The sequence below is a fragment of the Vibrio owensii genome, assembly GCF_002021755.1.
Lineage (GTDB): Bacteria > Pseudomonadota > Gammaproteobacteria > Enterobacterales > Vibrionaceae > Vibrio > Vibrio owensii.
Genome location: NZ_CP019959.1, coordinates 1,830,607 through 1,843,327, shown reverse-complemented (window position 1 = coordinate 1,843,327; position 12,721 = coordinate 1,830,607). Strand labels below are relative to the sequence as shown.

The 12,721-nt window shown below is 46.5% G+C and carries 13 protein-coding genes; all 13 read left to right on the top strand.

The window, feature by feature from the left end; all coding sequences use genetic code 11:
* Positions 1-1,623 carry a membrane protein insertase YidC gene (gene yidC, locus A9237_RS08325; protein WP_009708036.1) on the top strand — a complete coding sequence of 541 codons (1,623 nt, stop codon included), beginning with the start codon at positions 1-3 and terminating at the stop codon, positions 1,621-1,623.
* Between the two features lie 133 nt (positions 1,624-1,756).
* On the top strand, positions 1,757-3,118 hold the full coding sequence (mnmE, locus tag A9237_RS08320) for a tRNA uridine-5-carboxymethylaminomethyl(34) synthesis GTPase MnmE (RefSeq protein ID WP_005440826.1): 1,362 nt from the start codon (positions 1,757-1,759) through the stop codon (positions 3,116-3,118).
* A 103-nt stretch (positions 3,119-3,221) separates the two neighbouring features.
* Positions 3,222-3,662, top strand: coding sequence for an FMN-binding protein MioC (gene mioC, locus A9237_RS08315; RefSeq protein WP_005440825.1), 441 nt, complete (start codon positions 3,222-3,224; stop codon positions 3,660-3,662).
* A 469-nt stretch (positions 3,663-4,131) separates the two neighbouring features.
* The gene (gene mnmG, locus A9237_RS08310; protein ID WP_078608020.1) at positions 4,132-6,027 is read left to right on the top strand and encodes a tRNA uridine-5-carboxymethylaminomethyl(34) synthesis enzyme MnmG; all 1,896 of its coding nucleotides are present in this window, start codon (positions 4,132-4,134) and stop codon (positions 6,025-6,027) included.
* A complete protein-coding gene (rsmG, locus tag A9237_RS08305; RefSeq protein ID WP_005440819.1) occupies positions 6,027-6,662 on the top strand; it encodes a 16S rRNA (guanine(527)-N(7))-methyltransferase RsmG in 636 nt (211 codons plus the stop codon). Before mnmG ends, rsmG begins: the two co-directional genes overlap by 1 nt.
* Positions 6,663-6,672: 10 nt before the next feature.
* Entirely contained in the window at positions 6,673-7,446 is a 774-nt protein-coding gene (locus A9237_RS08300; protein ID WP_005440815.1) for a ParA family protein, read from the top strand.
* Between the two features lie 25 nt (positions 7,447-7,471).
* Positions 7,472-8,353, top strand: coding sequence for a ParB/RepB/Spo0J family partition protein (locus A9237_RS08295; RefSeq protein WP_005440814.1), 882 nt, complete (start codon positions 7,472-7,474; stop codon positions 8,351-8,353).
* Between the two features lie 189 nt (positions 8,354-8,542).
* Positions 8,543-8,932, top strand: a complete 390-nt coding sequence (locus tag A9237_RS08290) for a F0F1 ATP synthase subunit I (protein WP_005440813.1) — start codon at positions 8,543-8,545, stop codon at positions 8,930-8,932.
* Between the two features lie 8 nt (positions 8,933-8,940).
* Complete coding sequence (atpB, locus tag A9237_RS08285; RefSeq protein WP_009708035.1) at positions 8,941-9,753, top strand: F0F1 ATP synthase subunit A; 813 nt, start codon at positions 8,941-8,943, stop codon at positions 9,751-9,753.
* Positions 9,754-9,808: 55 nt separating this feature from the next.
* The gene (gene atpE, locus A9237_RS08280) at positions 9,809-10,066 is read left to right on the top strand and encodes a F0F1 ATP synthase subunit C (RefSeq protein WP_005372317.1); all 258 of its coding nucleotides are present in this window, start codon (positions 9,809-9,811) and stop codon (positions 10,064-10,066) included.
* Between the two features lie 56 nt (positions 10,067-10,122).
* Positions 10,123-10,593 carry a F0F1 ATP synthase subunit B gene (gene atpF, locus A9237_RS08275; RefSeq protein WP_005451032.1) on the top strand — a complete coding sequence of 157 codons (471 nt, stop codon included), beginning with the start codon at positions 10,123-10,125 and terminating at the stop codon, positions 10,591-10,593.
* Positions 10,594-10,607: 14 nt separating this feature from the next.
* Positions 10,608-11,141 (top strand): F0F1 ATP synthase subunit delta, encoded by a 534-nt coding sequence (gene atpH, locus A9237_RS08270; protein ID WP_005440809.1) that lies wholly within the window; start codon positions 10,608-10,610, stop codon positions 11,139-11,141.
* 13 nt (positions 11,142-11,154) lie between these two features.
* Complete coding sequence (gene atpA, locus A9237_RS08265) at positions 11,155-12,696, top strand: F0F1 ATP synthase subunit alpha (protein ID WP_009708033.1); 1,542 nt, start codon at positions 11,155-11,157, stop codon at positions 12,694-12,696.
* Positions 12,697-12,721: the final 25 nt, after the last annotated feature.

Genomic DNA, 12,721 nt, shown 5'->3' with positions numbered 1-12,721 from the left:
ATGGATTCTCAACGTAATATCCTGCTTATCGCTCTGGCACTGGTTTCTTTCTTGCTGTTTCAACAATGGCAAGTAGCAAAGAATCCAGCACCTCAAGCGGTTGAACAGGCTCAATCAAGCAGTACTCTACCTGCACCATCTTTTGCTGATGACTTGGATCCAGTTCCTGGCCAACAGCAAGCTTCTGCAAAAACTATCACAGTAACGACTGATGTTTTAACTCTGTCGATCGACACCGTTGGTGGCGATGTGGTACATGCCGACCTGAACAAATACGCTGCTGAACTTGATTCATCAGACCCATTCGTTCTGCTAAAAGACACTAAAGGCCACCAGTTCATCGCGCAAAGCGGTCTAGTGGGTCCTCAAGGTATCGACCTTAGCAGCACTAACCGTCCTCACTACAACGTGAGCGCAGACAGCTTTACTCTAGCTGACGGTCAAGACGAACTACGCGTTCCAATGACATTCACTGCAAACGGTATCGAATACATCAAGACTTACGTATTCAAACGTGGCAGTTACGCGCTGAACGTAGAATACGATGTTGTGAACAACTCTGGTAACAACGCAACATTTGGTATGTACGCTCACTTGCGTCAAAACCTAATGGACGCTGGTGGTAGCATCACAATGCCGACTTACCGTGGTGGTGCTTACTCAACAGAAGACGTTCGTTACAAGAAATACAGCTTTGAAGATATGCAGGATCGTAACCTGTCTATCAACCTAGCAGATGGCCAAGGTTGGGCAGCAATGATCCAACACTACTTCGCTGCAGCTTGGATCCCACGCAACGAACCAGGTACTAACCTGTACACTCGCGTGATTGGTAACCTAGGTGACATCGGCGTACGTATGCCAAACAAAACTATCGCAACGGGTGACCAAGCGAAGTTTGAAGCAACACTATGGGTTGGTCCTAAGCTACAAAAAGAAATGGCTGCAGTAGCACCAAACCTAGACCTGGTAGTGGACTACGGCTGGCTATGGTTCATCGCTAAACCACTTCACTCATTGCTTGCTTTCATCCAAAGCTTCGTGGGTAACTGGGGTGTGGCAATCATCTGTTTGACCTTCATCGTTCGTGGTGCAATGTACCCACTAACGAAAGCGCAATACACGTCTATGGCGAAAATGCGTATGCTACAGCCTAAGCTGCAAGCTATGCGTGAGCGCATCGGTGATGACCGTCAGCGCATGAGCCAAGAGATGATGGAACTGTATAAGAAAGAGAAAGTGAACCCTCTGGGCGGCTGTCTACCTCTTATCCTACAGATGCCTATCTTCATCGCTCTATACTGGGCACTAATGGAATCGGTTGAGCTACGTCACTCTCCATTCTTCGGTTGGATTCATGACCTTTCAGCGCAGGACCCTTACTACATCCTGCCTCTACTGATGGGTGCGTCAATGTTCCTAATCCAGAAGATGAGCCCAACAACAGTAACGGATCCAATGCAGCAGAAGATCATGACCTTTATGCCGGTTATGTTTACCTTCTTCTTCTTGTTCTTCCCATCAGGCCTAGTTCTATACTGGTTGGTGTCGAACATCGTTACGCTTATCCAGCAAACTTTGATTTACAAAGCGCTGGAGAAAAAAGGCTTACACACTAAGTAACCTTGATAGAAAAGCATAAGAAAGGCGGCCAAAAGGTCGCCTTTTTGTTTTTGGCTGATTACAATTCAGCTAATTAATTGGTTCTGGCTCCCTAGGGGTGTAAACCCTATAGCCCAGCTCAAAAGGCAAGATTATGACTACAGATACGATTGTCGCTCAGGCTACCGCACCCGGTCGTGGTGGTGTCGGCATTATTCGTGTTTCTGGCCCTAAGGCCAATCAAGTGGCGCTAGAAGTCACAGGTAAGACGCTAAAGCCTCGCTACGCAGAGTATCTGCCATTTCAAGCGGAAGATGGCACCGTGCTAGACCAAGGCATTGCCCTGTACTTCCCTAACCCTCATTCGTTTACAGGCGAAGACGTACTTGAACTGCAAGGCCACGGTGGCCCTGTGGTAATGGATATGCTGATTAAGCGTATCTTAGGTATCGACGGCGTACGTGCCGCTCGACCTGGTGAGTTCTCAGAGCGCGCCTTCTTAAACGACAAGATGGACCTAACTCAAGCAGAAGCGATTGCCGACCTGATTGATGCCAGCTCAGAAGAAGCAGCAAAATCAGCACTGCAATCATTGCAAGGCCAGTTCTCACAACGTATCCAAACGCTGGTGGAATCTCTGATCCACTTACGTATCTACGTGGAAGCGGCCATTGACTTCCCAGAAGAAGAAATCGACTTTTTGGCCGATGGTAAAGTGTCTGGTGACCTACAAACGATCATCGATAACCTAGATGCGGTACGTAAAGAAGCCAACCAAGGCGCGATCATGCGTGAAGGCATGAAAGTCGTAATTGCAGGCCGTCCTAATGCTGGTAAATCAAGCCTACTGAACGCTCTATCTGGCAAAGAATCCGCTATCGTTACGGATATCGCCGGTACTACGCGTGACGTATTGCGTGAACACATCCATATCGATGGCATGCCTTTACACATCATCGATACCGCTGGTCTGCGTGATGCTTCTGATGAAGTAGAGAAAATCGGTATCGAGCGTGCATGGGATGAAATCGCCCAAGCAGACCGTGTTCTGTTTATGGTTGATGGCACCACAACTGACGCAACTGATCCAAAAGACATTTGGCCAGACTTCGTTGATCGCTTGCCAAACAGTATTGGCATGACGGTGATCCGCAACAAAGCGGATCAAACGGGCGAAGATATGGGGATCTGCCATGTAAATGATCCGACACTGATTCGCCTCTCAGCAAAAACAGGCGCAGGTGTGGATGCTTTGCGTACTCACTTAAAAGAATGCATGGGCTTCTCAGGCAATACCGAAGGCGGCTTTATGGCTCGTCGTCGTCACCTAGATGCGCTAGAACGTGCTGCTCAGCATCTTCAAATCGGCCAAGAACAGCTTGAAGGCTATATGGCAGGGGAAATCTTGGCAGAAGAGCTGCGTATTACTCAGCAGCACTTGAATGAGATTACTGGCGAGTTCAGCTCTGATGACCTCCTCGGCAGAATCTTCTCCTCATTCTGTATCGGTAAATAATCAAAACGCGCGGTGTTAAGCATAAGTTTAACGCCGCGTTTCTTTTTGTACTGACGCACTGTGGTTACCCAAGGCGTGAGTATGGCTCAATAAAGGAAGACACATGATCCACATTATTACAGGCAGTACGCTAGGTGGCGCAGAATACGTAGGTGATCACCTGAGTGATCTGCTCAATGAAAACGGTTTAGAAACGACGATCCACAACCAACCAGAGTTGTCATCGATCGAGAACCAAGGCACTTGGCTAGTGATCACTTCAACTCACGGCGCAGGTGAATACCCAGATAATATCCAACCTTTTATTGCTGCATTACAAAACACACCGCCTAAGATGGCCGATGTGAAGTTCGCGGTGATTGCGATTGGAGATTCAAGCTACGATACATTCTGCGCAGCAGGTCAGCATGCTTATGACCTGTTAGAAGACATTGGTGCAACGCCAATCACTGACTGCTTGAAGATTGATGTACTCAGCCATGATGTACCTGAAGACGCTGCAGAGGTGTGGTTGAAGGAGAATCTGGCACGCTTTACCGCTTAATACCTCTCTTACAGAGTCGCATCGCGGCTCTGTTTCTCCTCTTTGTGAATAACTTCCTACAAAACTTTTTGTTCAACCGCTCAAAAAACACCCAAACCATCTGTGGATAAGTAAGGTAAGATCCGGTGACTTTCCTTTAGTTATCCCAAGAACAACTTTGATATATTTACCCCCCTGTGTATAACCCCGCATTTTGATCTCAGGAAATCCTCGAACTGATCAAGTCATGATCACAAGATATGATCCAAAGAAGATCCATGATCTTGTTGATCATTTTCTAGTTATCCACAGAAACGGTCGATCCTAATAATAGATCCAATAAAAGATCATATATATAGATCTTATATATATAGTCTTAGGGACTAAAATTTGTAAAGCGAGAAAACGATTCTCTCTCACAGAGAAAAAAGGTAAAATACCGCTCTTTTTTATCTGTCCATTAAATCCTTTGAATACCTGAGGTCAGTTCATGCTTTATCACGAAAACTTTGACGTCATTGTTGTCGGTGGCGGACACGCAGGAACGGAAGCCGCGCTCGCATCTGCACGCACAGGACAAAAAACACTCCTTCTTACCCATAACATCGATACATTAGGCCAGATGTCATGTAATCCGGCGATTGGTGGTATCGGTAAAGGTCACTTAGTAAAAGAAGTGGATGCTATGGGCGGTCTGATGGCAGAAGCCATTGACCATGCGGGTATTCAATTCCGAACGCTAAATGCCTCTAAAGGTCCAGCTGTTCGTGCAACTCGCGCGCAGGCTGACCGTGCATTGTACAAGGCGTACGTACGCAACGCGCTAGAAAACGCATCAAACCTAACTCTGTTCCAACAATCGGTTGATGATCTGATTGTGGACCAAGATCGTGTGGTTGGCGTTGTGACTCAAATGGGTCTGAAATTCCACGCAAAAGCTGTGGTTTTAACCGTAGGTACTTTCCTTGGCGGTAAGATCCATATTGGTATGGAAAGCTCTTCAGGCGGTCGCGCTGGGGATCCACCATCGATCGCATTAGCGGATCGATTACGTGAACTCCCATTCCGTGTGGATCGTCTGAAAACGGGTACACCACCACGTATCGATGCGCGCAGTGTCGATTTCTCTGTGTTAGAAGCACAGCACGGTGACAACCCAACACCAGTATTCTCATTCATGGGTAAACGTGAGCATCAACCGCGCCAAATCCCATGTTTTATTACTCACACCAATGAGCAAACTCATGATGTGATCCGCAATAACCTTGATCGCAGCCCAATGTACGCAGGCGTGATCGAAGGTATTGGTCCGCGCTACTGCCCGTCTATCGAAGACAAAGTGATGCGTTTTGCGGATAAAAACAGTCACCAAATCTTCATTGAGCCAGAAGGCCTAACCACGCACGAGTTATACCCGAATGGTATTTCCACCAGCTTGCCGTTTGACGTGCAAGTACAAATCGTTCGTTCAATGAAAGGTTTTGAAAACGCACACATCGTTCGCCCAGGTTACGCGATTGAGTACGATTTCTTCGACCCACGAGATTTGAAGCAAACTTACGAGACTAAATTCATCAGCGGTCTGTTCTTTGCGGGTCAAATCAACGGTACAACTGGCTACGAAGAAGCGGCAGCACAAGGTTTGATGGCAGGCTTGAACGCAAGTTTGCACAGTCAAGGCAAAGAAGGCTGGAGCCCACGCCGTGACCAAGCTTACATGGGTGTATTGATTGACGACTTGTCGACCATGGGTACCAAAGAACCGTACCGCATGTTCACATCTCGTGCGGAATACCGTCTGTTGCTTCGTGAAGACAATGCAGATCTACGTTTGACGGAAAAAGCGCGTGAACTTGGTTTGATTGATGATGTGCGTTGGGCACGCTTCAATGAAAAAATCGAGAACATGGAAACCGAGCGTCAACGTCTGAAATCGACGTGGATGAACCCAAATTCTGCAGGTATCGATGAGCTGAACAAGCTATTGAAAACACCAATGGCACGTGAAGCAAGCGGTGAAGATCTTCTTCGTCGTCCAGAGATCTCATACTCACAATTGACGCAACTGGATGCTTTTGCTCCTGCTCTAGAAGATCAACAAGCGTCAGAGCAAGTTGAAATTCAAGTCAAGTACGATGGTTACATCAAGCGTCAGCAAGAAGAGATCGAAAAATCACTGCGCCATGAGCACACTAAGCTGCCAGCGGACTTGGATTACAAAGACGTGAAAGGTCTGTCCAACGAAGTAGTCGCTAAGCTGACAGAAGCGAAACCAGAAAGCATCGGGATAGCATCACGTATTTCTGGTATTACGCCGGCTGCGATTTCGATTCTGCTTGTTCACCTGAAGAAGCACGGCTTGCTGAAAAAAGGTGAGGAAGAGTAATGAGCGCTTTACGCACAAGATTGGATGCTCTGATCGCCCAAACTGATTTGGAAGTGTCTGAAAAACAACGCGAGCAGTTAGTCGGTTACGTCGAACTGCTCGACAAGTGGAACAAAGCATACAACCTAACGTCGGTTCGTGACCCACTTGAGATGCTAGTGAAACATATCCTTGATAGCATCGTCGTTAGCACTCACTTACCAGGTGAGCGTTTTATCGATGTTGGCACAGGACCAGGTTTGCCAGGAATTCCATTGGCAATCATGAATCCAGAGAAGACCTTCTTCTTGCTCGATAGCCTTGGCAAACGCATCCGCTTTATCAAGCAAGTTGTGCACACGCTAGGGCTGAAAAATGTGACGGCAATTCAAAGTCGCGTCGAAGAATTCCAGCCAGAAGAAAAATTTGATGGCGTTTTGAGTCGAGCTTTTGCTTCAATGACGGACATGGTGGAATGGTGTCATCATCTGCCTAAACAAGATTCTGGGGTGTTCTTGGCTTTGAAAGGTCTTCACCCTAAAGATGAAATAGATCTGCTTCCTGAATGGTGTAGTGTGACGGAGATCATATCTTTAGCTGTTCCTGAGTTGGAAGGTGATCGTCATCTAGTAATCTTATCGCGCAAGGAAAATTAGCGAGGTAATCGTGGGTAAAATTGTAGCAATCGCCAACCAGAAAGGTGGGGTCGGCAAAACAACAACGTGCATTAACTTAGCAGCTTCGATGGCGGCAACAAAGCGCAAGGTTTTGGTGATCGATCTCGACCCTCAAGGCAATGCTACGATGGCCAGTGGCGTCGACAAGTACATGGTTGACGCGACGGCGTATGATCTTCTGGTTGAAGATACCCCGTTTGATCAAGTGGTTTGTACTGAAACCACAGGGAAATACGATCTGATTGCAGCGAACGGCGACGTCACTGCTGCAGAAATCAAACTGATGGAAGTATTCGCGCGCGAGGTGCGTCTGAAAAACGCCCTTGCGTCAGTTCGCGATAACTATGATTTCATCTTTATTGATTGTCCTCCTTCTCTAAACCTTCTTACAATCAATGCTATGGCCGCAGCCGACTCTGTGCTGGTGCCGATGCAATGTGAATACTTTGCGTTAGAAGGTTTAACTGCTCTTATGGATACAATCAGCAAGTTAGCGGCCGTGGTCAATGAAAACCTCAAAATCGAAGGTTTACTGCGTACCATGTACGATCCACGTAACCGCCTGTCTAATGAAGTATCCGATCAACTTAAAAAACACTTTGGTAGTAAAGTTTACCGTACTGTGATCCCACGTAATGTGCGTTTGGCCGAAGCGCCGAGCCATGGTAAACCTGCAATGTACTATGACAAGTACTCTGCGGGCGCCAAAGCGTATCTTGCTCTAGCGGGCGAAATGCTCCGCCGCGAAGAAATCCCAGTTTAACTCTCTAACCTAAGGAATTCCTCCTATGTCTAAGCGTGGTCTAGGAAAAGGACTGGATGCGTTGTTGTCGACCAGTTCGTTGGCTCGTGAAAAACAGCACATTGCATCGCACAGCCAAGCATTGTCGGCAGACGGTGAACTGACTGATTTGGCGATTGGTCAATTGCAGCCTGGTGTTTACCAACCGCGCAAAGATATGGCGCCAGAAGCGCTAGAAGAACTCGCAGCTTCAATTCAATCGCAAGGCATCATTCAGCCAATCGTGGTTCGCCAAGTGGCGAGTGGTCAGTTTGAAATTATCGCTGGTGAACGCCGTTGGCGCGCAGCAAAGCAAGCCGGTCTAAAACGAGTACCTTGTTTGGTGAAAAAGGTCGAAGACCGCGCTGCAATTGCGATGGCGCTTATCGAGAACATTCAACGTGAAGATTTGAATGTGATTGAAGAAGCTCAAGCGCTTGAGCGTCTACAGGATGAATTCACGCTAACGCATCAGCAAGTGGCCGATGTGATTGGCAAATCAAGAACCACAGTAAGTAACCTATTACGTCTAAATCAGTTAGAAATTGATGTAAAAGGTCTGGTTGCAGACAAAAAATTAGAAATGGGTCATGCTCGAGCTCTGTTAGCCTTGGAAGGCGAGCAGCAGGTTGAAGTGGCTCAACAAGTGGCTAAGAAGCAAATGACCGTTCGCCAAACCGAACAGTTAGTAAAAAAGTGCTTAGCCCCACAAAATGAGCAAAAAGCTCAACAAGAAGATACCGAAGCGGAGCAAATGTCGCATAAATTGAGTCAACTGCTTGATGCTAAGGTTTCTTTGGTCCGTTCTGCAAACGGCAAAGCGAAAGTGACGATAAGTCTTGATGAGCCTCACAAATTGGATCAACTGATTGCCAAGCTAGAGGCCTAAATGAGATAATTGATTTAGGTCAATTAATTAAAATAATCGAATTTTGTGTGAAAGTTGTCGGATTGTAAACAAAACTGTAAGTTTTTGATGCAATATAATTGCATTCAATTGTTCGCACCGTATAATTTTCGCCAATTTCCCTGCACAGAGAGTTTAGTGCAAAGTGGATATTACTAGAGGTACGAATACATGGTAGCTGCGTTAGCTAGACCAGGACGAGAGCTCGCAAAGCAATTGTTAATGATCCAGTCTGGCGCGGTTATTTTTGTGGCTGCAGGAATGGCGATAGCCGTGAATCCTGAATGGGGAATTTCAGCGCTGGTAGGTGGAGGCATCTTTGTTGTTGCCAATGCTGTCTTTGCGCTATGTGCTTTTATGTTTAGTGGGGCTCGTGCTGCCAAACGCATCGCGGCGTCTTTCTATACAGGCGAAGTTCTGAAAATCCTCATCACGGTTGTGTTGTTCTACGTAGCCTACATGTATATGCAGGTGGAACTTGTTCCCCTCAAACTAACCTATTTGCTGGTACTAGGTATTAATATCTGTGCACCAGTGCTATTCATTAACAACAAAAAATAGGATGAGTTATGGCTGCGCCAGGTGAAGCGCTAACATCGTCCGGTTACATTGCCCACCACTTATCAAACCTTTCTTTAGCTAAGTTAGGCTTGGTAGCGGATGAAGCAAGTTTCTGGAACGTACATATCGATAGCCTGTTTTTTTCTTGGTTTACTGGTTTAATCTTCCTCGGAATTTTTTACAAAGTAGCGAAGAGAACAACAGCGGGTGTACCGGGTAAGCTTCAGTGTGCTGTAGAAATGATCGTTGAATTTGTCGCGGAAAACGTCAAAGACACGTTCCATGGACGCAACCCACTGATCGCGCCTTTAGCACTGACTATCTTTTGTTGGGTATTTTTGATGAACGTGATGGACTTAGTCCCGATCGACTTCTTACCTTACCCAGCAGAGCATTGGCTAGGTATCCCTTATCTTAAGGTTGTACCGTCTGCTGATGTGAATATCACCATGGCTATGGCTCTAGGCGTTTTCGCATTGATGATTTACTACAGCATCAAAGTGAAAGGTCTAGGTGGATTCGCAAAAGAACTTGCACTACATCCATTCAATCACCCACTAATGATTCCGTTTAACCTACTGATCGAAGTGGTATCGCTACTAGCGAAGCCTCTTTCTCTTGGTATGCGTCTATTCGGTAACATGTTCGCGGGTGAGGTTGTATTCATTCTTTGTGCGGCAATGCTACCATGGTACTTACAATGGATGGGTTCACTACCGTGGGCAATCTTCCATATCTTGGTTATTACGATTCAAGCCTTCGTATTCATGATGTTGACAATTGTTTACCTGTCAATGGCACACGAAGACGCTGATCATTAATTTTTTAAGCTTTTTATTTGGGCACTAAGCCAACAACTATAAATTGGAGATAGTAATGGAAACTTTACTGAGCTTTTCTGCAATCGCCGTAGGTATTATCGTCGGTCTTGCTTCTCTTGGTACAGCGATTGGTTTCGCACTACTAGGTGGTAAATTCCTAGAAGGTGCAGCACGTCAACCAGAAATGGCTCCTATGCTACAAGTTAAGATGTTCATCATCGCAGGTCTACTTGATGCGGTTCCAATGATCGGTATCGTAATCGCGCTACTATTCACTTTCGCAAACCCATTTGTGGGTCAACTAGCAGGCTAATTAACAACTCTGTTAATTGTATTTTTGTAGTTGATTCTTAAAAGGGAGTAGCTGTTGTGAATATAAACGCAACTCTGCTAGGTCAAGCAATCTCGTTCGCACTATTTGTGTGGTTCTGCATGAAGTATGTATGGCCACCGTTGATGCAAGCGATCGAAGAACGTCAGAAGAAAATTGCTGACGGTCTTCAAGCAGCAGAACGTGCTGCAAAAGACTTGGATCTAGCACAAGCCAACGCTTCTGATCAGATGAAAGAAGCGAAGCGCACAGCAACTGAGATCATCGACCAAGCGAACAAGCGTAAGTCTCAAATTATTGATGAAGCTCGCGAGGAAGCTCAGGCAGAACGCCAGAAAATCCTAGCGCAAGCGGAAGCAGAACTTGAAGCTGAACGTAATCGTGCCCGCGATGAGCTGCGCAAACAAGTTGCTACTCTGGCTGTAGCTGGTGCCGAGAAAATCCTTGAGCGTACTATCGATAAAGACGCTCAGAAAGATATTCTCGACAACATTACTGCAAAACTTTAAGTCTGGGGGCGCATATGTCTGATATGACTACAATCGCACGCCCCTATGCTAAAGCAGCTTTTGACTTTGCTGTAGACAAAGACCAATTGGACCAATGGGGCCAAATGTTGTCTTTCGCTACTGAAGTTGCCAAAAACGAACAAATGAATGAACTTCTAACGGGTTCTGTTTCTGCTGACAAATTGGCGGAGATTTTTGTTGCAGTTTGCGGTGAACAAGTTGATGCACACGGTCAAAACCTGATTAAGGTTATGGCTGAGAATGGTCGTCTAACGGCCCTTCCAGATGTTTGTGAGCAATTCTTCTTATTGAAGAAAGAGCATGAGAAAGAAATCGATGTTGAAGTGATTTCAGCAAGCGAACTTTCTGATGAACAGCTAGCAAACATTGGCAGCAAACTTGAAGTGCGTCTTGAACGTAAAGTGAAGCTGAATTGCAGCGTAGATGAGACCCTACTTGGTGGGGTTATTATTCGAGCCGGAGACCTAGTCATCGATGACTCAGCGCGAGGTCGTTTGAACCGCCTGAGCGATGCATTGCAGTCTTAATGGGGATTGGAGCATGCAACTTAATTCCACGGAAATTAGCGATCTAATCAAACAACGTATCGAATCTTTCGACGTTGTTAGTGAAGCTCGCAACGAGGGTACTATCGTATCGGTAAGCGATGGTATCATCCGCATCCACGGCCTAGCGGACGTGATGCAAGGTGAAATGATTGAATTACCGGGTGGCCGTTATGCACTAGCACTTAACCTTGAGCGTGACTCGGTTGGTGCGGTAGTAATGGGCCCATATGCTGACCTTAAGGAAGGCATGAAAGTTACAGGTACTGGCCGCATTCTTGAAGTGCCAGTTGGCCCAGAACTTCTAGGTCGCGTAGTGAACACACTAGGTGAGCCTATCGATGGTAAAGGTCCAATCGAAGCTAAATTGACTTCGCCTGTAGAAGTAATCGCACCAGGTGTAATCGACCGTAAATCGGTAGACCAACCTGTACAAACTGGCTACAAATCAGTTGACTCAATGATCCCAATCGGTCGTGGTCAGCGTGAGCTTGTAATCGGTGACCGTCAGACTGGTAAAACAGCAATGGCGATCGATGCGATTATCAACCAGAAAGACTCTGGTATTTTCTCAATCTACGTAGCAATCGGTCAGAAAGCATCGACTATCGCTAACGTAGTTCGCAAACTAGAAGAGCACGGCGCGCTAGCTAACACTATCGTTGTTGTTGCATCTGCTTCTGAATCTGCAGCGCTACAATACCTAGCGCCATACGCAGGTTGTGCGATGGGTGAATACTTCCGCGATCGCGGTGAAGACGCACTGATTGTTTACGATGATCTATCTAAGCAAGCGGTAGCTTACCGTCAGATCTCTCTACTACTAAAACGTCCACCAGGCCGTGAGGCATTCCCAGGTGACGTATTCTACCTACACTCGCGTCTACTAGAGCGTGCAGCTCGTGTAAACGAAGAGTACGTAGAGCGTTTCACTAACGGTGAAGTGAAAGGTAAGACTGGTTCTCTAACTGCTCTTCCTATCATCGAAACTCAAGCAGGTGACGTTTCAGCATTCGTACCGACTAACGTAATCTCGATTACCGATGGTCAGATCTTCCTACAAACTGAGCTATTCAACGCGGGCGTACGTCCAGCGGTTGACCCAGGTATCTCAGTATCTCGTGTAGGTGGTTCAGCTCAGACGAAAATCATCAAGAAGCTATCTGGCGGTATCCGTACTGCACTAGCTCAGTACCGTGAACTAGCGGCATTCGCACAGTTCTCGTCTGACCTTGATGAAGCGACGAAGAAACAGCTAGACCATGGTCAAAAAGTTACAGAACTAATGAAGCAGAAGCAGTACGCTCCAATGTCTGTATTTGACCAAGCACTAGTAATCTTCGCGGCAGAGCGCGGCTATTTAGCAGATGTTGAACTAAGCAAACTGCTAGATTTCGAAGCGTCTCTACTATCGTACGCTCGCGGTCAATACGCTGAATTCGCAGCTGAGATCGACAAGACGGGTGCATACAACGATGAAGTTGAAGCTCAGTTGAAGAAACTGACTGACGACTTCGTAGCAACCCAAACTTGGTAATTAGGTCGGTGGCAGTTTCTGCCAC

Coding starts and splice junctions, on each gene's coding strand:
- A9237_RS08295 (WP_005440814.1), top strand. CDS start 7,472: ATGTCTAAGCGTGGTCTAGGAAAAGGACTGGATGCGTTGTTGTCGACC.
- A9237_RS08290 (WP_005440813.1), top strand. CDS start 8,543: ATGGTAGCTGCGTTAGCTAGACCAGGACGAGAGCTCGCAAAGCAATTG.
- mnmE (WP_005440826.1), top strand. CDS start 1,757: ATGACTACAGATACGATTGTCGCTCAGGCTACCGCACCCGGTCGTGGT.
- atpE (WP_005372317.1), top strand. CDS start 9,809: ATGGAAACTTTACTGAGCTTTTCTGCAATCGCCGTAGGTATTATCGTC.
- mnmG (WP_078608020.1), top strand. CDS start 4,132: ATGCTTTATCACGAAAACTTTGACGTCATTGTTGTCGGTGGCGGACAC.
- mioC (WP_005440825.1), top strand. CDS start 3,222: ATGATCCACATTATTACAGGCAGTACGCTAGGTGGCGCAGAATACGTA.
- atpA (WP_009708033.1), top strand. CDS start 11,155: ATGCAACTTAATTCCACGGAAATTAGCGATCTAATCAAACAACGTATC.
- rsmG (WP_005440819.1), top strand. CDS start 6,027: ATGAGCGCTTTACGCACAAGATTGGATGCTCTGATCGCCCAAACTGAT.
- atpH (WP_005440809.1), top strand. CDS start 10,608: ATGTCTGATATGACTACAATCGCACGCCCCTATGCTAAAGCAGCTTTT.
- atpB (WP_009708035.1), top strand. CDS start 8,941: ATGGCTGCGCCAGGTGAAGCGCTAACATCGTCCGGTTACATTGCCCAC.
- yidC (WP_009708036.1), top strand. CDS start 1: ATGGATTCTCAACGTAATATCCTGCTTATCGCTCTGGCACTGGTTTCT.